A 20,072-nucleotide genomic window follows, 5' to 3' on the forward strand; every position below is an offset into this window, starting at 1 on the left:
ACCATAGCGTGCGGGAACCACCTGATCCCTTGCCGAACTCAGCAGTGAAACCGCTCAGCGCCGATGGTAGTGTGGGGCCTCCCCATGCGAGAGTAGGTCATCGTCAGGCACTTATTCTGAAACCCCGGCCATTGGTCGGGGTTTGGCATGAAAAACCCCGAGTTCATTAGAGCTCGGGGTTTTTTCATGCGCGGCCCGTGAAAGTGTCACCTGTTATCATGGCGTTGCGAATCACAACCGGAGATCGTACGTGACGCTGACCACCCCGGCCCTGCTCTTTCCCGCCATCTCGCTGCTGCTGCTGGCCTATACCAACCGCTTCCTGGTGCTCGCCCAGCTGATCCGCAAGCTGGCGGACGAGGAGCGTGACCGGCATCAGACCGGCACCGCCCGACAGATCGTGTTGCTGCGTCGGCGCATCTCCCTGACCAAGCGCATGCAGGTGGCGGGGGTGCTGAGCTTCCTGCTCTGTACGCTGTCGATGTTCGCGCTCTTCCTGTCGCTCGAACTGCTGGGCATGCTGCTCTTCGGCGTGAGCCTGGTGACCCTGTCCATATCGCTGATCTACTCGCTCTGGGAGGTGACCATTTCCACCAATGCACTCAATGTCCAGTTGCAGGATATCGAGGATCAGAGGAAGGGCACTTCCCCGGTGGCGCCCGAGGAGGCCAGCCCATGACAGTGCCCGGTGAGCTGCTGCTCTATTGTCGTCCGGGGTTCGAGCCGGACCTGGCGGCAGAACTCGCGGAGAAGGCCATGGCGCTCGGCTGGCAGGGAGAGGCCGACGTCAGCCCAGACGCCGGTTTCGTGCGCTTCATCGCCGCCGGGGATGCACCGGCCAATGCCCTGCATCGGGCATTGCCGCTGGAAAGCCTGGTGTTTGCCCGCCAGAGCCTGCTCGCGCTGCCGCCCCTTTCGCTTCTGCGCGAGGATCGCCTCACCCCGATCATCGAGCAGGTGGTGGCGAGCGGCTGGAGCTTCGATTCGGTCTGGCAGGAGACACCGGACACCAACGAGGCCAAGGCCCTCGCCGGCCTGATCAAGGCCCTGAAGCGGCCGCTGGAGTCGCTGCTCAAGAAGCGGGGCGCCCTGCGGCGCAAGGCCGGCGGGCGCCGGCTTCACCTGCTGTGGAGTGACGGGGACCGCGTGCAGCTGGGCATGAGCTTTCCCGGCAACCGCAGTGAACTCCTCGGGGGGATTCGCCGGCTGCGCTTTCCCCATCGTGCGCCCAGCCGCTCCACCCTCAAGCTGGAGGAAGCCTGGCACGAGTTCATCCCGCGAGATGAATGGGACGAGCGCCTGGGGGAGGGTATGCAGGCGGCCGACCTGGGCGCCGCCCCCGGCGGCTGGACCTGGCAGCTGGTGCAGCGCGGCATGCATGTCTATGCCATCGACAACGGCCCCATGGACAAGGGGTTGATGGCCACGGGGCTGGTGGAGCACCTGTGCGAGGATGGCTTCGTCTGGGAGCCGCCGGGTCGGCTCGACTGGCTGGTGTGCGATATCGTCGACAAGCCGTCGCGCGTGCTGTCGATGGTCCAGCGCTGGCTGGTGCGTCGCTGGTGCCGGGAGGCGGTCTTTAACCTGAAGCTGCCCATGAAACGGCGCTGGCAGGAGGTCTCCCGCTGCCTGTCGGGCCTAGAGTCGGCGCTCGCCGAGGCCGGCGTCCGTGCCGAGGTGGCGTGTCGCCACCTCTACCATGATCGCGAAGAGGTGACGGTACACGTGCGGATCCTGGACTGACGCTGATCCGCGAGCCGTCAGTGGGTCGTCGGCTCGTAGATGCGGATACGTTCCTCCTCGGTCAGCAGCGGCAGCAGGCTCTGCATGACCCGGGCGCGTGTCTCGCTTTGGTACCACTCCTTCCAGGCGCGCATGTCACGCCACTTGGTGATCATCAGACGGCGATCGCTGTGGCCAAGCTCGACGAGGCTCTCGCCGCCGACGAAGCCACGCGCGCCGAGAGAGTGGCGCATGGCCTCCCGGGCGGCTGCCTCGTATTCCTCCTCCAGGCCGGGCATGATACGACGTTCGATAATGATCTTGATCATCCGTTACTCCCTTACTTAACTGTCCTGCAACGAGGTCATCGATGGTTGATTCCGCGGATTCCCTGCCGGCCTGTGATGTGCAACTCGATACCACGGGGCTCTACTGCCCTGAACCGATCATGCTGATGCACAACAAGGTGCGTGACATGCACTCGGGAGAGGTGCTCAAGGTGATCGCCAGCGACCCGGCCACGACCCGTGACATCCCCAAGTTCTGCAGTTTCCTCGGGCATGAGCTCCTGCATCAGCAGGAAGACGACGGCCGCTACCTCTACTTTATCCGTCTCGGCTGAGCCGCGACCAGCCCGTCAGTCGGTCGACGAGTCAACGTCGCCGCCGGGCATGACCATCAGCGCCAGGGCCTCGAGGGTGGTGGGGTCCTCGTGGCGGATGCGGTTGGCGATCTGCCGCTGGAAGAAGTAGACCACCTGGTGGCGGCTGTGGCCGGGATAGAGGCAGGGGTCGCCGGGAAGGATCGGGGTGGTCTCGATCAGCCGCTCGTCGACGAGCAGGGCCTCCACGGTGCCGTCGCTGTAGAGGCGCCAGCCGAAGACCTGCTTCAGCTGCCAGGGAGCATCGCTCTCGTCCATGCACAGCGCATGGGTCCCCTGGGTCTCGGGCAGCTGCTGGATCAGCGTGGTCTCGTCGGTCTCCTCGTAGTCGAAGTAGGCGGCGGCGTGCTCGAGTTCCAGCACCTTGTGCTCGGGGGGCTGCTCGAAGAGCTCCTCGGTCTCCGGGTCGCGATAGCCGATGAAATGGCCATGCTCGGCGTCATCCAGGCGACGGCAGGGCGTGAGGGCCTCCATCCAGGGCACCAGGCCGACTACCTCGCCATCTTCCTGCAGCCCCCAGGCCAGCAGAGGCATGCCGTACAGGGTGTCGGTATCTGAGGCGAGCCGATAGACCATTTCCAGATTGTCCAGCTCGGGCGAAAGGCGAACCAACCGGCGCCGGGCCAGTTGACGTTGGCGCATGGCCTCGAGGTCGATGACCCGGGCGGAGCGGGGTGACTGCGGGATTCCCATGATGTCCCTCCAAGTGCTGCGTGGTCACGGCATCGGCCTGGTAAGCAGCGCACTGCGTCACTATTTATCTCATCAATAGCACAGAGTGATTGCCAAGGTTAAGTCCCGGCGGCTCATCTGCAGTGACGGGCGAGACGGTTGCGCAGTGCAGCGTGGCGCTCGCGGGCCGCCGCGAAGGCCGGCAGCGGGGCTTCGGGGGCGCTCAGCGACAGCCAGCGTCGCCGGTAGTCGGCCACCGCCGGCGGGGACGCCACATGCACCTCGAGGAGGGCGTCGATGGCCCCGAGCCAGTGCCGGGCGGCGCGGTCGAGGTCCTCCAGCCAGGTCGCCAGTCGGGTCGCCTCTGGCGATCCGGCCAGGCGGTCGGCCGCCCCGCGACAGGCTGCGCGGTCCTCGCGCCTCAGGGCGCCCTCGATCAGCGTCGAGGCCTCGGCCAGGCGCTGTTCGGCGAGCAGCAGGGTGCGCAGCAGCTCGGCAGACAGCGGGCGTTCCTGCAGGGTCTTGAGGTGGCCCTCGAGGGTGGCCGAATCGGCCATCCAGTCGCGGTCGAACTGATGCAGGGTCGTCTCGCGCAGGTAGCGCAGCGCGGCACTGCGCGGCTCGATCTCGTCGAGGGCCTCGGGGGAGAGGGGAGAGCTCGCCCGGGAGAAATTCTTGACCCACTCCTCGGAGGCAAACAGGGCGTTCCAGCTGACACGCGGCAGCTGGTCGGTCTTGGTGGCGGTGAGCCGGGCCAGGCGTTCACGGCCGTCATCGGAGAGGTTGTCCGGCACGTCGCCGTTCCAGCAGCCGCTCAGCCTGCGCCACAGCTGGAGTTCGTAGAGCCAGCGCTGGCTGGGGGCCGCCACCTTGCCGAGCTGGTTGTTGCGTGCCGCCACGAGGTTGGTGATATGGCACTCGCGCAGGGCATAGATGTCGAGCATGCCCTCGCGGGTCTCGGCGACTTCGAACAGCCGCTGGTCGTGTTCGGGGAAGGCCGCGATGTTGTCCGGGGTCGAGCGCGGCGGCGCCTCGAGCGAGACGGTCTCGGCGAGGCGCTGCTGGTAGTCGCTCAGCAGGGCCTCGCTGTCGCCCTCGCCGCAGCCGGCCAGCAGCAGTAACGGCAGCGCCATCAGCCTCCGGATCCCGCGGCGGCGGGATGCACGGCCGGCGTCACTCGGCAGGAATCTCGATCTGTCCATGGGTCGTCGCCTTGCTGATGCGCCTGAGTCGCTCGCCCAACAGCACGGCTGCCGTGGTCAAGCCGGCAATCAGGCCGATCCAGTAGCCGTACACGCCCAGCGGGCCGAGCCATCCGAACAGGCCATGTGCTCCCAGCCAGTGGCCTCCGCCGAGCCCCACCAGCCAGTAGGCCAGCAGGGTGATCAGCATGATGATGCGGGTGTCCTTGTAGCCGCGCAGGGCCCCGGCCAGGTTGACCTGCAGGGCGTCCGACACCTGGTAGAGCATCGCCAGGCCGACCAGCGTCAGGGTCAGGCGCTGCACCTCGCTGTCATGAGTATAAAGCCCGATCACCGGCTCGGCGGTGAGCCATAGCAGCAGGCTGTTGAGCCCCGCCACGGCCAGCGCCACCAGGATGCCATGCCAGGCCACCAGGCGGGCGGCATCGGGGCGGCCCTGCCCCAGGGTGTGGCCGACCCGCACGGTCAGGGCCATGCCCAGGGAGAGCGGCAGCATGAACAGGATCGAGGTGTAGTTGAGCGCCACCTGGTGCGCCGCCACGGTGATCTCGCCGAGGCTGGCGATGAACAGGGCGATCAGGGTGAACAGCGTCACCTCCACGAAGATCGCCACGCCGATGGGCACGCCCACGTGCAGCAGCTCGCCGATCAGCGGCCAGCGCGGAGGCGTGGGCGAATGCCACAGCGCGACGTCACCATAGGCCCTGGAGTGCCGGGTGTAGGCGATCATCGCCAGGCCCATCACCCACATGGAGAGCGCCGTGGCAATGCCGCAGCCCAGGGCGCCGAGGGCCGGCAGGCCTTGCACGCTGCCGGGTAGCCAGCCGCCGAACAGCCCCGCCAGCCCCTCGCCGCCGTAGATCAGCACGAAGTTGCAGGGGATGTTTACCCCGAGGCCGACCAGGCTGATCCACAGCGACGGTCGGGTATGGTTCATGCCGTCCGAGAAGGCGCGCAGCGCCTGGAAGAGCGCCACCCCGGGCATGCCGAAGGCCACGGCGGCCAGGTAGGCGGCGGCGCGCCCGGCGACCTCCTCGGGCACCGCCATCAGGCGAAAGATCGGCATCACCGTGAACCACAGCAGCGCCGCGGCGACCATGCCCAAGGCGAGGGCGATCCACAGCGCCTGGTGGACGCTGGGGCGAATCCCCGCCGTGCGGCCGCCACCCAGCAACTGGGCGACGATCGGCGTCAGTCCCATCAGGGTGCCGGTCATGAACAGCATCAGCGGCAGCCACAGGCTGGAACCCACCGAGACGGCCGCCAGGTCGGTGGCACTGAGTCGCCCGGTCATCATCACGTCGACGACGCTCATCCCGGCCTGGGCCAGCTGGGACCCGCAGATGGGCAGCGCCAGGCGCATCAGGGGGCGCGTTTCCTGGCGGCTGGTGGCCAGCAGACGTGAGGCGAACGAGGCCAAGGCAGCAGCTCCATGCGTCGAGGGTGAGTCGGCAGCGTCCGGCCCGGGACGAGCGCCGGCAGGCCGTCCAGTCTATCAGGAGGCAACGATTTTCGCGCCGCGCGGCCTTGCCTCTATAATGGCGCCCTTTACGCCTTCCAGGAGCCTGCGTGAGCCACCGACTCGAGGATGTCATTGCGCTGTTCGACGGTCTCTTCCTGCCCCGCTACCAAACCCGCCTGGTGCGCGGCGGAGACGAGCCGCTCTACCTGCCGGCAGACGAGGTCTCCCCCTGGCATCGGGTGATCTTCGCCCGCGGCTTCTACGCCAGCGCCCTGCACGAGGTCAGCCACTGGTGCATCGCCGGAGCCCGGCGGAGACGGCTCGAGGACTACGGCTACTGGTACCTGCCCGACGGCCGGGATGCCCGCCAGCAGCGCGTCTTCGAGGCGGTGGAAGTGGCGCCCCAGGCGCTGGAGCGGCTCTTGTCGCAGGCCTGTGGCCTGCCCTTCAACGTCAGCGTCGACAACCTGGGCGAGGTGGAGGTCGACCGCGAGGGCTTCCAGGCGCGGGTCGAGGCGCGGGCCGAGCGCTACCTGCGCGAGGGTCTGCCGGGGCGCGCGGCGGCCTTCCGGCAGACGCTGGCGGCCTTCTACCGGGAAGGGGCCAGCCTCGAGCAAGCCGTGGCGGCCGGGCACCGTCGGCTCGAGTCGGCAGGATCGCGGCCCCTCGGGGTGATCGACTAGGCTGTAGGGCAATGTCCCGCCGACCGGAGGCCGACCGTGGCCGACTCCCTGCCCCAGGAACAGCGCTTCCTCGCCGCCCTGCATGACGACACCTGGCCCGCCCCGTCACACGACGGCTCCCTGGAGGCGGCCGGGCTCGACACCGAGGGGCTCGTCGAGCTCTTCGAGTCCCAGTTGACCAGCCGCCACCTCGACCTCCAGGCCCGGCGGGTCCAGGCACGGGGCGAGGGCTTCTACACCATCGGCAGTGCCGGCCACGAGGGCAACGCCGCCATCGCCCGCGCCTTCCGCCCCGATGATCCCGCCTTCCTGCACTACCGCGATGCCGCCTTCCTGATCCAGCGCAGCCGCGCCGTGCCGGGCCAGACGCCGATCCGCGACCTGCTGCTGAGCTTCACCGCCTCGTCGGAGGACCCGATCTCCGGTGGGCGCCACAAGGTGCTGGGCTCCAGGGCGCTCAGCATCCCGCCGCAGACCAGCACCATCGCCTCCCACCTGCCCAAGGCGGTGGGGGCGGCCCACAGCCTCGGCCTGTGGCGTCGCCTGGGCGGTGGCGGCGAGTGGCCGCCGGACAGCGTGGTGATCTGCAGCTTCGGCGATGCCTCCTTCAACCACTCCACCGCCCAGGGCGCCCTCAATGCCGCGGGCTGGGCCGCCTGGCAGGGCGCGCCCATGCCGCTGGTGATGGTCTGCGAGGACAACGGCATCGGCATCTCCATGCCCACGCCGCCCGGCTGGATCGCCGCCAGCATGCGTGCCCGCCCCGGCTTCCACTATCTCGCCTGTGACGGTCTCGACCTGCTGGACACCTGGCAGGTGGCCCGCGAGGCGGCGCACCTCGCCCGCAGCCGTCGCCAGCCGGTGTTCCTGCACATGCACTGCGTGAGGCTGTTCGGCCATGCCGGCTCCGATGCACAGCAGGCCTACCTGTCGACCGCGCGCATCGAGGCCGACGAGGCCCGCGACCCGCTGCTGGTCAGCGCCGGGCTGCTGCGTCGCCACGGCGTGCTCTCCGTGGAGGAGATCGCCCAGCGCTACCGGGCGATCGGCGAGCGGGTGGCCCGGGAAGCCGAGGCGGTGATCCAGCGACCCAGGCTCGAGAGCGCCGCGCAGGTCATGGCGAGCATCGTGCCGCCGCCGCGCCCCGGCCGGCAGACCCCCTGGCAGGGGGAGGTCGATGCCACCCCGTCCCCCATGGCCAGGCTGATCAACCAGGCGCTGGCGAGGCTGATGACCCGCTACCCGCACCTGGTGATGGCCGGCGAGGACATCGGCCGCAAGGGCGGCGTCTACGGGGTCACCCAGCGCCTGCAGGCGCAGTTCGGCCCGCACCGGGTGATCGATACGCTGCTCGACGAGCAGAGCATCCTGGGGCTGGGGATCGGCCTGGCCCAGAGCGGCCTGGTGCCGATCCTGGAGATCCAGTTCCTCGCCTACCTGCACAACGCCGAGGACCAGCTGCGCGGCGAGGCGGCCACGCTTAGCTTCTTCTCCGCTGGCCAGTTCACCAACCCGATGGTGGTCCGAATCGCCGGGCTCGGCTACCAGAAGGGCTTCGGCGGCCACTTCCACAACGACAATGCCATTGCTGTGCTGCGCGACATTCCCGGGTTGCTGGTGGCCTGCCCGTCCAGCGGGGCCGAGGCGGTGGGGCTGCTGCAGGAGGCCGTCCGCCTGGCCGACGAGGAGCAGCGGGTGGTGGTGCTGATCGAGCCCATCGCCCGCTACCACGCCCGGGACCTGCTGGAGGAGGGGGATGATCGCGGCTGCTGCGCCGACCCGGGGCCGGACTACCGCCTGGCGGTGGGCGAGCTCGGCCAATGGGGGGAGGGACGCGACCTGGCCATCGTCAGCTACGGCAACGGGATGCACCTGTCACGGCAGGCGGCCACCCGCCTCGAGGCCGAGGGCATCGCGCTGCGCCTCATCGACCTGCGCTGGCTCACCGCCATCGACCACGATGCCCTGCATCGCCGGGTGGCGGATTGCTCGCGAATCCTGGTGGTCGACGAGTGCCGGCGGTCGGGCTCGCCGAGCGAGGAGCTGATCACCGGCCTGGTCGAGCGCGGCGTGGCGGGCCAGCGCCTGGCGCGGCTGACCGCCGAGGACAGCTTCATTGCCCTGGGGCCGGCCGCCACGGTCACGCTGCCCTCGGTGGCGGGTATCGTCGAGCGGGCCCTGGCGCTGCTGGGACGCTCGGGGGCGTAGTTGCCGTGGGGCCCCTCAGTCGTCGACGTCATCGCCGTCCAGCAGACGGCCATCGAAGGGACTGGCCTCGGGGGGTGCGACGCCCGGGGCGAGGCGCTGGTGCAGGTTGAGCATCACCGCCACCTCGTGCTCGGGGCGCAGTGGCTCGAGGCCCAGCTCGCCGAAGAGTTCGCCCCTTGCCCGGGCCCAACCGCCGGGCTCGAGGTCATCGTAGAGGCTCTCGGCCGGGGCCAGTTCGACGAAGGGGTCGAGGCCGTAGGTGTCGAAGAGTCGCGAGATCGTCGCCTCGTCATCACTCACGCCGGCCGTGAAGAGGGTTTCGCTGAAGTGGTCGTTCTCCAGCTCGCGAATAACGTCCAGCGGGCTTACGCCCATGCTGTTGAGCTCCTCCAGGCTGTACTCGCCCAGCGAGACCATCTCGCTGTCCAGCCAGTCGTCGTCCGGCTGGATCAGGGTGTGCTTGACCCGCCCGTCGGGCAGCGTCCAGGCGATGGCCAGCGGCAATCCGCCGTCCTCGCCGGTCTCGACGGCGATGAAGCCGGGGATCTCTTTGCTCTCGGGGCCGGCCATGTCAGGACTCCTCGTGTTCGGTGGCTGGGCGCGCCTCGCCTGCCGGCAGGCGGAAGAAGGCGAGCGCGGTCGCGGTGGTGGCACGGGCCAGTTCGGCCTCGTCCATGCCCCGCCAGTGGGCGATCTCCCGCACGATCCAGGGCAGCAGCGCCGGTTCGTGGCGTCTGCCCTTGAGTTTGGCAGGTAAATTGCGCGGCAGCAGGTACGGGCAGTCGGTTTCCACCATCAGCCGGTCCAGGGGGATCTCGTTGACCAGCTCGCGCAGGTGGTGGCCGCGACGCTCGTCGCACAGCCAGCCGGTCAGGCCGATATGCAGGTCCAGGTCCCGGTAGCCGTAGAGGGTCTCGCGGTCGGCAGTGAAGCAGTGCACCACGGCGTCGGGGATATCGTCTCGCCAGGCATGCAGCATCTCGCGCATGCGGCGCCCGGCGTCCCGCTCATGGAGGAACAGCGGCTTGCCGCTCTGGGCCGCCAGGCCGAGCTGGGCCTCGAAGGCACGCTCCTGCTCGGCGGGGGTGGAGAAGTTGCGGTTGAAGTCCAGGCCACATTCACCCACCGCCACCACCTCGGGCTGGCAGTGCAGGTCGCGCATCGCCCGCTCCAGCGCCGGGTCCCAGCGGCTGGCGTCGTGGGGATGCACCCCGGCGGTGGCGAAGAGCCCCGGGTGGCGGCGGGCCAGCGCCACCGCCTGTTCGGCATGCTCACGGTCGGTGCCGGTGAGGATCAGGGTGGTGACGTTCGCCGCCCGGGCGCGGGCCAGCACCGCCGGCAGGTCCCGAGCGAAACTGTCGTGGGTCAGGTTGGCGCCGATGTCTACCAGCGGCGCGGGCGAGGTGAAGCGCAGGGCCTCGGGCAGGACGTCGTCGCAGGTGTCGGTCGGGGCAACCAAGGCGGAACTCCTTCAGGGATCAGGCGCGTATTGTACCCGTCGCCACGCCGGGCCGGCCATGCGTTACACTAGCGCCCTTGATGAATGAAGAGGTGAGCGCGTGACCCTGCTACGTCTGGAACAGCTGCAACTGGCCTATGGTACCCAGGTACTGCTCAACGGCGCCGATCTGGTGCTGGAGAAGGGCGAGCGCCTCGCCCTGGTGGGGCGCAACGGCACCGGCAAGTCGACCCTGCTGAAGCTGGTGGCCGGCGAGGTCCAGGCCGATGGCGGCAACATCTGGCGCGCGCCGGGGTTGAAGATCGGGGTGCTCGCCCAGGAACTGCCGGATGCCACCGGCCAGACCATCTTCGACGTGGTGGCCCAGGGCCTGCCTGAGGCCGGTGAGTTGCTCTCCGAGTATCACCACCTGATCCACGACGAGGACCCGGACATGCGGCGCATGGCCGAGTTGCAGACGCGGATCGAGGCGATCGACGGCTGGTCGTTCCACCAGCGCATCGACGTGGTGCTGACCCGGCTGGGGTTGCCGCCCGACGCCGAGATGGCCGCGCTCTCCGGTGGCTGGCGCCGCCGCGTGGCGCTGGCCCGGGCGCTGGTCGCCGAGCCCGACCTGCTAATGTTAGACGAGCCCACCAACCACCTGGATCTGGACACCATCGCCTGGCTGGAAGAGCAGCTGCTGGACTTCAATGGCGCCGTGCTCTTCATCACCCACGACCGTGCCTTCCTCTCGAAGCTCGCCACGGCGATCCTCGAGCTCGACCGCGGCCGCCTGGGCCGCTACCCCGGGGATTATGCCGCCTACCAGGAGCAGAAGAACCACGAGCTGGAGGTCGAGGCCCGCGAGCATGCCGAGTTCGACAAGAAGCTCGCCCAGGAGGAGGCCTGGATCCGCCAAGGCATCAAGGCACGCCGCACCCGCAACGAGGGCCGGGTGAGGGCGCTGGAGCAGCTGCGCCGGGAGCGCAGCGAACGCCGCGAACGCCAGGGCAAGGCCTCGCTCGCCGTCGATAGTGGTGGGCGCAGCGGCAAGCGGGTGGTGGGTCTCGAGCACGTCACCCAGCGCTTCGGCGATGAGGTGGTGATCGACGACCTCAGCCTGGAGATCCAGCGCGGCGACCGCATCGGCTTCATCGGCCGCAACGGTGCCGGCAAGACGACGCTGCTCAAGATTCTGCTCGGCGAGCTCGATCCGACCGAGGGCAAGGTGCAGTTCGGTACCAAGCTGCAGGTGGCCTATTTCGACCAGCTGCGTGCCGGCCTGGAGCCCGAGAAGAGCGTCTACGACAACGTCGCCCAGGGCAGTGATCGCATCAGCGTGGGGGGGCGCGACCGTCACGTGATGAGCTACCTGCAGGACTTCCTGTTCACCCCCGAGCGGGTGCGCCAACCGGTCAAGGCGCTCTCCGGTGGCGAGTCCAACCGCCTGCTGCTGGCCAAGCTGTTCACCCAGCCGGCCAATGTCCTGGTGCTCGACGAGCCGACCAACGACCTCGACGTCGAGACCCTGGAACTGCTCGAGGAGCTGCTGCTCGACTTCGACGGCACCCTGTTGCTGGTCTCCCACGACCGTGCCTTCATGGACAACGTGGTGACCAGCGTGCTGGCCTTCGAGGGCCAGGGGCGGGTGCGCGAGTACGTGGGCGGCTACAGCGACTGGGTGCGCCAGGGTGGCCGGCTGCCCCCCGCGCCCTGGGAAGGGGCGGCGCGTCAACATGCCGAACCCGTGGCCCCGGCGGCGAGCGACACGTCGGCACCGGCCAGGGCGTCCTCCGGCGCGAGCTCGGCGAATCGGCCGGTCAAGCTCTCCTACAAGCTGCAGCGCGAGCTCGATGGCCTGCCGGCCGAGATCGAGCGCCTCGAGGGAGAGGTGGCCGCCTTCGAGGCACGGGTGGGCGACCCGGCCTTCTACCAGCAGGAGGCCGAGACCGTTTCGGCAACCCTGCAGTCGCTGAACGACACCCAGGCCACGCTGGAAGCGGCCATGGAGCGGTGGATGGAGCTGGAGGCGATGGCGGCCGGGGAGTGATACCGGGCACCGCATCCGCACGGCGATGGTCGCGGTGGTGGTCCGCCGTCGCCTCACCTGCGGGCATCAACACCAAAGAAGGCGCCCTCGGGCGCCTTCGCAGTGGAGCGGGGCGAGGCGCGTTATTCCTCGCTCTCCTCGCCCTTGGCGCCGACCCGCACGGCCAGCACGTCGCACTGGGCGCCGTGCAGCACGCCGGTGGAAGTGGAGCCGAGCAGGAGGGCGAAGCCATGGCGGCCGTGGGAGCCGACCACGATCAGGTCAACGTCATGCTCCTCGGCGAAGCGGTGGATCTCGGTGTCGGGCATGCCCACCACCACGTGCTGGTTCTCGCGGGGCACATGGGTGTCGGCGATTTCGGCCAGGCGCTGCTTGGCATGTTCGTCGAGCTGGTCCTGGATGCTGGTGAGGTCCATGGGGATGTCGCCGCCATAGGCGAAGCCCAGCGGCTCCAGGGTATGCATGATCGACAGCGTGGCCTGGTTGCGGTCGGCGATCTGCATCGCCCGCTCCAGGACCTTGTGGGAGTCCTTGGTCAGGTCGACGGCGACCAGGACATGGCGATATTCGTTGCTCATGGTGTGACTCTCCGTACAGCATCCAGCGTGTTGGGGGATGCTTCCACTCTAGGACGCCTTGCGTGACAAGACAACGACTTGCATCAAGATTCACAGGGAGAACCGCATGGCCTGGTTGATCATTCTTGTCTCGGTGATGCTGGTGATCTCACCGGCACTCTGGCTCAAGCCGAACCCGCGCCAGAAGCGGGTGGCACGGATGCGCACGGCCATGAACCGGGCTGGCGTCACCGTCAAGCTGGCCCGGCCACCGCTGCATGATATCAAGGGCGTCATGCCCCACTACCGTTGGCCCTATCCGCCGCAGCAGCCTGGGCCCGACTTCATGCTGGTGCGGGACACCGAGGCCGGACCGGCGCTCAAGCCGTTCCGGCATGGCTGGTACTGGCGCTTCGAACCGCTGCGGCCGCTGCCGGCGGGGGCCGAGGCGCCGCTCGAGGCGTTGCTGACGCGCCTGCCCCTGGATGCCCTGGTGCTGGAGTCGAACCGGACGGCTCTCGGCCTCTGGTGGTGGGAGTCACAGGATGCCGAGCGTTTCTCCCGCTACCTGGAGGACTTCACGGCCCTGCGCGACGCCCTGGCCGGGCATCCCGACTATCCCGGGAGGGACGTGCCCCTGGAGGGGCCGCGCGCCTGAGGGCGATCACTCCGCATCCTCGCGGGCCTGGATCGCCAGGCCGTTCTCCTCGATGCGCGACAGCAGACTCGCCAGCTGGCCGACCTCCGCATCGTCGAGGCTGGCCAGCATCTCGCTGCGCGCCTGGCTGACCACCGTATCGATCTGCTCCAGCAGCGGCGTGGCCTTGGGTGTCAGGTAGATGCGCTTGGTGCGGCGGTCCTGCTCGCAGCCGCGCCGCTCGATCAGCCCCTGCTCGGAGAGCTGGTCCAGGGTGCGGACCAGAGAAGGGGCCTCGACGCCGATGGCGCGGGCCAGGTCGCACTGCGGCTGGCCGTCACCGAGCTGCCAGAGGTGGTAGAGGGTGATCCAGCGGGTCTGGGTCAGGCCCAGCGGCGCCAGTCGCCGGTCGATGACCGCGCGCCACAGGCGCGGCACGCGGGACAGCTGGAAGCCGATGTTCTGGTGCATGGTCTGTGCATCCGGGAGAAGCCTGACCGGATTGTCCGAACCGGCGACGTGGAATGCAAGCAGGCTTATCATTGCAGGTCATCGGCCATCCCCGCGTCATCCTCTGCCTCGCCTGCCTCGCCTGCCTCGCCTGCCTCGCCTGCCTCGCCTGCCTCGCCTGCCTCGCCTGCCTCGCCTGCCTCGCCCTCGGCGTTTCTCGGTTCATCCGTCGAGTCTAACAGCGCCCGTCCCGCTGGGGTGAGCCGTCGGGACCTGCCATGATGTCGGTAGGGGCTTGACGTTCGGGCTCGGCTGCACCAAGCTGTCGAAAATCAAACGACCGTATGAATTTCTGTAGGGAGGTTCGTGGATGATCTATCAAGGCAATGCCATCACGGTGGCGCGCGGTCTCGAGGACGGGGGCGATGCCATCGCCACGCTCACCTTCGACCTGAAGGATGAGTCCATCAACACGCTCTCCAGCGCCGTGGTCGCGGAACTGGGCGAGGCCGTCGCGGCCATCCGCGCCGAGAAAGGCCTCGAGGGCCTGGTGATCGGCAGCGCGAAGGAGGCGTTCATCGTCGGTGCCGACATCACCGAGTTCCACGGCATGTTCGAGCAGGGCGCGGAGCAGATCGAGGCCATGCTCGAGCGGGTGCACGACATCTTCAATGCCATCGAGGACCTGCCGTTCCCCACGGTCACCGCCATCAATGGCCTGGCCCTGGGCGGGGGCTGCGAGATCACCCTGACCACCGACTTTCGCGTCATGGCCGAGTCCGCCAGGATCGGCCTGCCCGAGACCAAGCTCGGCATCCTGCCCGGCTGGGGCGGCTGCGTGCGCCTGCCGCGGCTCATCGGCGCCGACAACGCCATCGAATGGATCGCCGGCGGCACCGAGAACCGCGCCGAGGCCGCCCTCGAGATGGGGGCGGTGGACACCGTGGTGCCGGGCGAGCAGCTGCAGGCCGCGGCCCTGGACATCCTGGCCCGCGCCCAGGCCGGCGAGCTCGACTATCGGGCCCGCCGTGCCGAGAAGAGCGCGCCGCTCACGCTCGGCCCCATCGAGCAGATGATGACCTTCGAGACCGCCAAGGGCTACGTCAAGGGCAAGGCGGGGCCGCACTACCCGGCACCGGTGGAGGCGATCAAGGTGATCCAGAAGGGCGCCGGCGAGTCGCGCGCCCGGGCCCAGGCCATCGAGACCAAGGCCTTCGCCAAGCTGGCGCTCTCCGAGGTGGCCTTCAACCTGGTCGGCCTGTTCATGAATGACCAGGTGGTCAAGAAGAAGGGCAGCCAGTACGCGAAGCAGGCGCGGCCGGTCGAGCAGGCGGCGGTGCTCGGCGCCGGCATCATGGGCGGCGGCATCGCCTACCAGAGCGCCTCCAAGGGCACGCCCATCCTGATGAAGGACATCAAGGAGGAGGCCATCGAGCTCGGCCTCAAGGAGGCCCGCAAGCTCTTCGCCAAGCAGGTGGAGCGGGGCAAGCTCTCCACCGGGCAGATGGCCGAGAAGCTCAGCAACATTCGCCCGACCCTCTCCTATGGCGATTTCGGCCACGTCGACCTGGTGGTCGAGGCGGTGGTCGAGAACCCCAAGGTCAAGGGCAAGGTGCTGGCCGAAGTGGAAGAGGCGGTCGGCGAGGAGGCGATTCTTACCACCAATACCTCGACCATCTCCATCACCCGCCTGGCCGAGAACCTCAAGCGGCCGGAGAACTTCTGCGGCATGCACTTCTTCAACCCGGTGCACCGCATGCCCCTGGTGGAGGTGATCCGCGGCGAGAAGTCCTCGGATACCGCCGTCGCCGCCACCGTGGCCTACGCCCGTGCCATGGGCAAGACGCCCATCGTGGTCAACGATTGCCCGGGGTTTTTGGTCAACCGCGTGCTCTTTCCCTACTTCGGCGGCTTCAGCCAGCTGGTGGAGCAGGGCGCCGACTTCCAGCGCATCGACAAGGTGATGGAGACGTTCGGCTGGCCCATGGGCCCCGCCTATCTGCTCGATGTGGTGGGCATGGACACCGCGGTGCACGCTGGCGAGGTGATGGCCGAGGGCTTCCCGGAGCGGATGGCCGGCATGGCCGGTGAGCGGGGAGACGGCCAGGGCAAGAGCGCCATCCAGGTCATGGTGGAGAACGACCGCCTGGGCCAGAAGAGTGCCAAGGGCTTCTACGCCTACGAGGAGGATCGCAAGGGCAAGCCCCGGAAGGTCACCGACGAGGCCGCCATCACGCTGGTCAAGGGCGTGGCCGGGGAGCGCCGCGAGTTTTCCGATGAGGAGATCATCGCCCGCATGATGGTGCCGCTGTGCCTGGAGACCGTGCGCTGCCTGGAAGACGACATCGTCGGCAGCCCCGCCGAGGCCGACATGGCGCTGATCTACGGCATCGGCTTCCCGCCGTTCCGCGGCGGCGCGCTGCGCTACATCGATGCCATGGGCGTCGACGCCTTCGTCAGCCAGGCGGAGCGCCTGGCCGAGGAGCTCGGCCCGCTCTACGCGCCCACCGAGAAGCTGCGCCAGATGGCCGCCTCCGGCGAGACCTTCTATGCCAGCAAGGCCCAGGGCTGACGCGTCCCCAGGATATGCCACGCAACGGTCAGGACGTTCCGGACACTATTTAAGGAGTTATCGATGAGCTTGAATCCGAGAGACGTGGTGGTGGTCGACTGTGCCCGTTCCGCCATGGCCAGGGCGAAGCAGGGCGCCTTCCGCCATGTGCGCGCCGAGAACCTCTCCGCCGCGGTGATGCAGGCACTGTTCGACCGCAACCCGGGGCTCGACCCGGCCGAGGTCGACGACGTGATCTGGGGCTGCGTCAACCAGACCCTGGAACAAGGCATGAACATCGCCCGCAATGCGGCGATCCTCACCGGGATCCCGCACACCGTGCCGGCGCAGACGGTCAACCGCCTGTGCGGCTCCTCGATGAGCGCGCTGCACATCGCCGCCGCCAACATCCGGGCCGGCATGGGCGAGTTCTACATCATCGGCGGCGTGGAGCACATGGAGCATGTGGGCATGACCCATGGCGTCGACGTCAACCCGGCGGCCAGCAAACACGTGGCCAAGGCGGCTATGATGATGGGGCTGACCGCGGAGCTGCTGGGCAAGATGCACGGCATCTCCCGCCAGGAGCAGGACGCCTTCGGCGTGCGCTCGCACCAGCGGGCCCAGGCGGCCATGGAGAACGGCGGGTTCGACCGCGAGATCATTGGCATCGAGGGCCATGACGCGCGCGGCTTCCGGGTCCGGGTCGATCGCGACGAGGTGATCCGCGGCGACGCCAGCCTGGAGAAGATGGCCGAGCTCAAGCCGGCCTTCGACCCCCGCGGCGGCACCGTCACCGCCGGCACCTCCTCGGCGCTCTCGGTGGGGGCGGCCGGCATGGCGGTGATGAGCGGCGAGCGCGCCCAGGCCCTGGGCCTTGCGCCCATCGCCCGGGTGCTCTCCACCGGCCTGGCGGGCTGTGATGCCTCCATCATGGGCTACGGCCCGGTGCCGGCCTCGAAGAAGGCGCTGAAGAGCGCGGGCCTGACCATCGACGACATCCAGACCGTGGAGCTCAACGAGGCCTTCGCCGCTCAGGCGTTGCCGGTGCTCAAGGACCTGGGCCTGCGCGACGCCATGGACGATAAGGTCAACCTCCACGGCGGCGCCATCGCCCTGGGCCACCCGCTGGGCTGCTCCGGGGCGCGCATCAGCACCACCCTGCTCAACGTGATGCAGGAACGCGATACCACCCTGGGCCTGGCCACCATGTGCATCGGCATGGGGCAGGGCGTGGCCACGGTGTTCGAACGCCTCAGGTAACCCGCCCGGCCTGATAAGCGTCGCGGTGATACGCACAACGGCACCCCTCGGGTGCCGTTGTGCATTGCGCGCTCGAATCTCAGTCGGGACTTGCCGCGTCGTGCACGGCCAGGCGGGGTTGCGCGTGGCGTTCGGACATCATGCTTTCGGCCTCGACCCATCCCTGTTCGCGGTAGTAGCGCAGCGCCCCTTCGTGCAGAGGGGCGCTGAGCCCTTCCTGGATCATCGCCTGGGGCGTCAGCTCGCCCAGGGCGGGATGGGCCGCCTGGAAGCGTGCGAAGTTGTCGAACACGTTGGAGACCAGCCGGTAGACCAGGTCGGGGTCGGTGTCCGCCGTGGTGACCAGGGTGGCCTTGACCCCGAAGGTCTCCACTGCCTGCTGGTCCGGGCCGTAGAGGCCGGCGGGGATCGAGGCCCGCGTGAAATAGGGGTAGGCATCCACCAGCAGGTCAACGAAGTCGCCCTTCACGTCGACGATCTCGGCATCGCACAGCCGGATGGCCTGGGCCACCGAGGCGTTGGGATGGCCCACGGTATAGACCATGGCGTCGATGTTGCCGTGGCAGAGCTCCATGGACTGCTGGTCGGCCGGCAGGTCGTGGGTCTGGCGGAAGTTGGTGCGGCTCCAGCCCCGGGCATCCATCAGCCTGAGCATGGTGCCGCGCTGGCCGGAGCCCGGGTTGCCGATGTTCACCGAGCGCTGCTGCAGGTCCTCGAAGTCCCGAATCTCGGCATCACGGCGCACCACCAGGGTGAAGGGCTCGCTGTGCAGCGAGAAGACCGAGCGCAGCGCCTCGTTCGGGCCGTCATTCCGGAAGCCCTCGGTGCCCAGGGTGGCATACAGGTGCAGGTCCGACTGGGCCATGGCGAGCTGCAGGTCACCGCGTCGCAGCCCGCGCAGGTTGGCACTGGAGCCCTCGCTGGGCTGCGCCCGGCAGGGCGTCTCGACGACACGGCACAGCGCCCGGCCGACCACGTGGTAGACCCCGGCGGGGCTGGCGGTAGCGATGATCAGGGGGTCGTCGGCCTCTGCCGACGGCGGGTTCCAGAGGAACAGGCTGGTCAGGCCGATGCCCAGCAGCCTTGCGGTTGTTTTCATGACTCACCTCGCGTCAGTGAGTCGGCCAGAGGCACTCCAGGTCCAAGGGGGGCTGGGCGGAAGCCGAAAGGAGGGACTTCACATCGCGTCTGGTCGACGTGTCGTGTTGTTCTGTTGATCTTGTTGTTGTCTTGTTGTCGCGCGATCAGCCGATGCGGCGTTCGACAAGGCCCGAAAGTCCCTGAAATTGGACGGGCCTCCTCGAGGTATAGCAGCTGTTCAAGGATCGGAAGGGACTATCAACGGAATTTAATCGTATATGGTTAGAGCACGCCGGCGTCGAGTCCCGCAGCCATCGCCATGCCCAGCTCCTCCACCTGGTCGACGAACCCCTGCTGCCATTCGCCGCGCAGGAGCAGCGGTTCCTGCACCCACTTCCAGCGCAGGCCGGTGACGATCCCCTCCACGGCCCGGCGGGTGCCGGTGCCGTCATGGCCGGCGCGGATATAGAGGGCACAGGGCAGACCCTGTTTCTCCTCCAGCACCGGGTAGTAGCTGCGGTCGAAGAAGTCTTTCAAAGCGCCGCTCATGTAGCCCAGGTTCTCGGTGGTGCCGAGCAGGATGGCATCGCAGGCCAGCACATCCTCGGGGCCGGCCTCCAGCGGCGCCTTGACGGTGACCTCGACGCCCTCGATATCGGGATGGCGTCCCCCGCGCTCGGCCGCCTCGCGCAGCCGCAGGGTATTGGGCGAGGGGGCATGGGCGACGATCAGCAGGCGAGGCATGGCGGTCTCCCGGGTTGAGCTCGTGGCTGTCGGTCATCATGCCATGGTCAGGTGGCGTTGACAGGCGTCGAGCTTTCTCCGACGCTGAGTCAGCGCTGTCGCACCGTCACGCCGAAACGTTGACATCTTGAACATCCAGGGAGGTTGATCACCATGGCCTTTGCACTCTCGACCATGCAGCTCGAAAGCTCCGCCTTCGCGGCGGGGGGTGCCATTCCGACGCAACACACCGGCGAGGGGGACGACATCTCGCCGGCCCTCTCCTGGCAGGGCGCCCCGGAGGGCACCAAGGGCTTCGCGGTGATCTGCCACGACCCGGATGCCCCCCTGGTGCAGAACGGCAGCTACGGCTTCGTGCACTGGGTGCTCTACAACCTGCCGGCCTCCACCAGCGCGCTCAAGGAGGGTAGCGGCGAGGGCACCGCAGGGCTCAACGATTTCGGCAAGACCGGCTACGGGGGCCCCATGCCGCCCGACGGTCACGGGGTGCACCAGTACTACTTCTGGGTGCTGGCGCTGGACAAGGCCACCGACCTGCCGGGGGGCTTGTCGCTGCCCGAGCTGCTCAAGCAGGTCGAACCGCACCTGATCGGCATGAACCGCCTGGTGGGCACCTACCAGCGCGACTGATCCGGGCGGCGTTGCGTCGTCCCTGCCGAGCCAGAAAGCAAGCGAGCCCGCGTCGATCG

Annotated in this window: 20 protein-coding genes and 1 rRNA gene; 11 read left to right on the forward strand and 10 right to left on the reverse strand. The window is 68.4% G+C overall.

From position 1 onward, the window contains the following. The 3 genes from rrf to rlmM form a co-directional block, all read left to right on the forward strand. Positions 1–109 (forward strand): 5S ribosomal RNA (gene rrf, locus OP498_RS01935); the annotation flags it as partial. Positions 110–250: 141 nt separating this feature from the next. Then, positions 251–679 (forward strand): DUF2721 domain-containing protein, encoded by a 429-nt coding sequence (locus OP498_RS01940; protein ID WP_280546400.1) that lies wholly within the window; start codon positions 251–253, stop codon positions 677–679. Next, positions 676–1,743 (forward strand): 23S rRNA (cytidine(2498)-2'-O)-methyltransferase RlmM, encoded by a 1,068-nt coding sequence (gene rlmM / locus OP498_RS01945; RefSeq protein WP_280546402.1) that lies wholly within the window; start codon positions 676–678, stop codon positions 1,741–1,743. The genes OP498_RS01940 and rlmM overlap by 4 nt, the downstream gene beginning before the upstream one ends. Before the next feature lie 17 nt (positions 1,744–1,760). On the opposite strand, the gene OP498_RS01950 is transcribed toward rlmM, so the two are convergent. Then, on the reverse strand, positions 1,761–2,051 hold the full coding sequence (locus OP498_RS01950) for an antibiotic biosynthesis monooxygenase (protein ID WP_106228982.1): 291 nt from the start codon (positions 2,049–2,051) through the stop codon (positions 1,761–1,763). A gap of 41 nt (positions 2,052–2,092) precedes the next feature. Between OP498_RS01950 and tusA the strand changes: the two genes are divergently transcribed. Continuing rightward, positions 2,093–2,344 (forward strand): sulfurtransferase TusA, encoded by a 252-nt coding sequence (gene tusA / locus OP498_RS01955; RefSeq protein WP_280546413.1) that lies wholly within the window; start codon positions 2,093–2,095, stop codon positions 2,342–2,344. Between the two features lie 15 nt (positions 2,345–2,359). Here tusA and OP498_RS01960 read toward each other — a convergent pair whose 3' ends face one another. The 3 genes from OP498_RS01960 to OP498_RS01970 all read right to left on the reverse strand — a co-directional run bounded on the left by OP498_RS01960 (position 2,360) and on the right by OP498_RS01970 (position 5,677). Further along, the gene (locus tag OP498_RS01960) at positions 2,360–3,076 is read right to left on the reverse strand and encodes a hypothetical protein (RefSeq protein ID WP_280546415.1); all 717 of its coding nucleotides are present in this window, start codon (positions 3,074–3,076) and stop codon (positions 2,360–2,362) included. A 113-nt stretch (positions 3,077–3,189) separates the two neighbouring features. Then, positions 3,190–4,257 carry a DUF3080 family protein gene (locus OP498_RS01965; protein WP_280551894.1) on the reverse strand — a complete coding sequence of 356 codons (1,068 nt, stop codon included), beginning with the start codon at positions 4,255–4,257 and terminating at the stop codon, positions 3,190–3,192. After that, the gene (locus OP498_RS01970; RefSeq protein ID WP_280551897.1) at positions 4,229–5,677 is read right to left on the reverse strand and encodes an MATE family efflux transporter; all 1,449 of its coding nucleotides are present in this window, start codon (positions 5,675–5,677) and stop codon (positions 4,229–4,231) included. The genes OP498_RS01965 and OP498_RS01970 overlap by 29 nt, the downstream gene beginning before the upstream one ends. Positions 5,678–5,826: 149 nt before the next feature. Between OP498_RS01970 and OP498_RS01975 the strand changes: the two genes are divergently transcribed. Continuing rightward, on the forward strand, positions 5,827–6,402 hold the full coding sequence (locus OP498_RS01975; RefSeq protein ID WP_280551900.1) for an elongation factor P hydroxylase: 576 nt from the start codon (positions 5,827–5,829) through the stop codon (positions 6,400–6,402). 36 nt (positions 6,403–6,438) lie between these two features. Then, on the forward strand, positions 6,439–8,610 hold the full coding sequence (locus OP498_RS01980) for a thiamine pyrophosphate-dependent enzyme (RefSeq protein WP_280546423.1): 2,172 nt from the start codon (positions 6,439–6,441) through the stop codon (positions 8,608–8,610). Between the two features lie 15 nt (positions 8,611–8,625). Here the strand turns inward: OP498_RS01980 and OP498_RS01985 are convergent, their stop codons facing one another. Beyond that, positions 8,626–9,180 (reverse strand): hypothetical protein, encoded by a 555-nt coding sequence (locus OP498_RS01985; RefSeq protein WP_280546424.1) that lies wholly within the window; start codon positions 9,178–9,180, stop codon positions 8,626–8,628. Between the two features lies 1 nt (position 9,181). Continuing rightward, entirely contained in the window at positions 9,182–10,069 is an 888-nt protein-coding gene (locus tag OP498_RS01990) for a TatD family hydrolase (protein WP_280546426.1), read from the reverse strand. Positions 10,070–10,169: 100 nt separating this feature from the next. On the opposite strand from OP498_RS01990, the gene OP498_RS01995 reads away from it, so the two are divergent. Next, positions 10,170–12,101, forward strand: a complete 1,932-nt coding sequence (locus tag OP498_RS01995) for an ATP-binding cassette domain-containing protein (protein ID WP_280546428.1) — start codon at positions 10,170–10,172, stop codon at positions 12,099–12,101. A 122-nt stretch (positions 12,102–12,223) separates the two neighbouring features. Here OP498_RS01995 and OP498_RS02000 read toward each other — a convergent pair whose 3' ends face one another. Continuing rightward, entirely contained in the window at positions 12,224–12,679 is a 456-nt protein-coding gene (locus OP498_RS02000; protein WP_280546430.1) for a universal stress protein, read from the reverse strand. 106 nt (positions 12,680–12,785) lie between these two features. Between OP498_RS02000 and OP498_RS02005 the strand changes: the two genes are divergently transcribed. Then, on the forward strand, positions 12,786–13,316 hold the full coding sequence (locus OP498_RS02005; RefSeq protein WP_280546432.1) for a preprotein translocase subunit YajC: 531 nt from the start codon (positions 12,786–12,788) through the stop codon (positions 13,314–13,316). 6 nt (positions 13,317–13,322) lie between these two features. On the opposite strand, the gene slyA is transcribed toward OP498_RS02005, so the two are convergent. Continuing rightward, the gene (gene slyA, locus OP498_RS02010; RefSeq protein WP_280546434.1) at positions 13,323–13,766 is read right to left on the reverse strand and encodes a transcriptional regulator SlyA; all 444 of its coding nucleotides are present in this window, start codon (positions 13,764–13,766) and stop codon (positions 13,323–13,325) included. 349 nt (positions 13,767–14,115) lie between these two features. On the opposite strand from slyA, the gene fadB reads away from it, so the two are divergent. Both fadB and fadA read left to right on the forward strand, forming a co-directional pair. Continuing rightward, complete coding sequence (fadB, locus tag OP498_RS02015; protein ID WP_280546436.1) at positions 14,116–16,317, forward strand: fatty acid oxidation complex subunit alpha FadB; 2,202 nt, start codon at positions 14,116–14,118, stop codon at positions 16,315–16,317. 63 nt (positions 16,318–16,380) lie between these two features. Beyond that, a complete protein-coding gene (gene fadA, locus OP498_RS02020) occupies positions 16,381–17,559 on the forward strand; it encodes an acetyl-CoA C-acyltransferase FadA (protein ID WP_280546439.1) in 1,179 nt (392 codons plus the stop codon). A gap of 79 nt (positions 17,560–17,638) precedes the next feature. Here the strand turns inward: fadA and OP498_RS02025 are convergent, their stop codons facing one another. Continuing rightward, positions 17,639–18,658 carry a TAXI family TRAP transporter solute-binding subunit gene (locus OP498_RS02025; RefSeq protein ID WP_280546441.1) on the reverse strand — a complete coding sequence of 340 codons (1,020 nt, stop codon included), beginning with the start codon at positions 18,656–18,658 and terminating at the stop codon, positions 17,639–17,641. Positions 18,659–18,921: 263 nt separating this feature from the next. After that, a complete protein-coding gene (locus OP498_RS02030; RefSeq protein ID WP_280546444.1) occupies positions 18,922–19,383 on the reverse strand; it encodes a flavodoxin family protein in 462 nt (153 codons plus the stop codon). Between the two features lie 153 nt (positions 19,384–19,536). Between OP498_RS02030 and OP498_RS02035 the strand changes: the two genes are divergently transcribed. Further along, positions 19,537–20,013, forward strand: coding sequence for a YbhB/YbcL family Raf kinase inhibitor-like protein (locus OP498_RS02035; protein ID WP_280546445.1), 477 nt, complete (start codon positions 19,537–19,539; stop codon positions 20,011–20,013). Positions 20,014–20,072 lie beyond the last annotated feature (59 nt).

The sequence above is a fragment of the Halomonas sp. 25-S5 genome (genome assembly GCF_029889845.1).
GTDB lineage: Bacteria > Pseudomonadota > Gammaproteobacteria > Pseudomonadales > Halomonadaceae > Halomonas.

Excerpts from the sequence above, each read along its gene's own strand:
- fadA (WP_280546439.1), top strand. The coding sequence starts at position 16,381 with ATGAGCTTGAATCCGAGAGACGTGGTGGTGGTCGACTGTGCCCGTTCC.
- OP498_RS01960 (WP_280546415.1), bottom strand. The coding sequence starts at position 3,076 with ATGGGAATCCCGCAGTCACCCCGCTCCGCCCGGGTCATCGACCTCGAG.
- slyA (WP_280546434.1), bottom strand. The coding sequence starts at position 13,766 with ATGCACCAGAACATCGGCTTCCAGCTGTCCCGCGTGCCGCGCCTGTGG.
- OP498_RS01985 (WP_280546424.1), bottom strand. The coding sequence starts at position 9,180 with ATGGCCGGCCCCGAGAGCAAAGAGATCCCCGGCTTCATCGCCGTCGAG.
- OP498_RS01965 (WP_280551894.1), bottom strand. The coding sequence starts at position 4,257 with ATGGACAGATCGAGATTCCTGCCGAGTGACGCCGGCCGTGCATCCCGC.
- tusA (WP_280546413.1), top strand. The coding sequence starts at position 2,093 with ATGGTTGATTCCGCGGATTCCCTGCCGGCCTGTGATGTGCAACTCGAT.
- OP498_RS02035 (WP_280546445.1), top strand. The coding sequence starts at position 19,537 with ATGGCCTTTGCACTCTCGACCATGCAGCTCGAAAGCTCCGCCTTCGCG.
- fadB (WP_280546436.1), top strand. The coding sequence starts at position 14,116 with ATGATCTATCAAGGCAATGCCATCACGGTGGCGCGCGGTCTCGAGGAC.
- OP498_RS02000 (WP_280546430.1), bottom strand. The coding sequence starts at position 12,679 with ATGAGCAACGAATATCGCCATGTCCTGGTCGCCGTCGACCTGACCAAG.
- rlmM (WP_280546402.1), top strand. The coding sequence starts at position 676 with ATGACAGTGCCCGGTGAGCTGCTGCTCTATTGTCGTCCGGGGTTCGAG.
- OP498_RS01950 (WP_106228982.1), bottom strand. The coding sequence starts at position 2,051 with ATGATCAAGATCATTATCGAACGTCGTATCATGCCCGGCCTGGAGGAG.
- OP498_RS02030 (WP_280546444.1), bottom strand. The coding sequence starts at position 19,383 with ATGCCTCGCCTGCTGATCGTCGCCCATGCCCCCTCGCCCAATACCCTG.
- OP498_RS02005 (WP_280546432.1), top strand. The coding sequence starts at position 12,786 with ATGGCCTGGTTGATCATTCTTGTCTCGGTGATGCTGGTGATCTCACCG.
- OP498_RS02025 (WP_280546441.1), bottom strand. The coding sequence starts at position 18,658 with ATGAAAACAACCGCAAGGCTGCTGGGCATCGGCCTGACCAGCCTGTTC.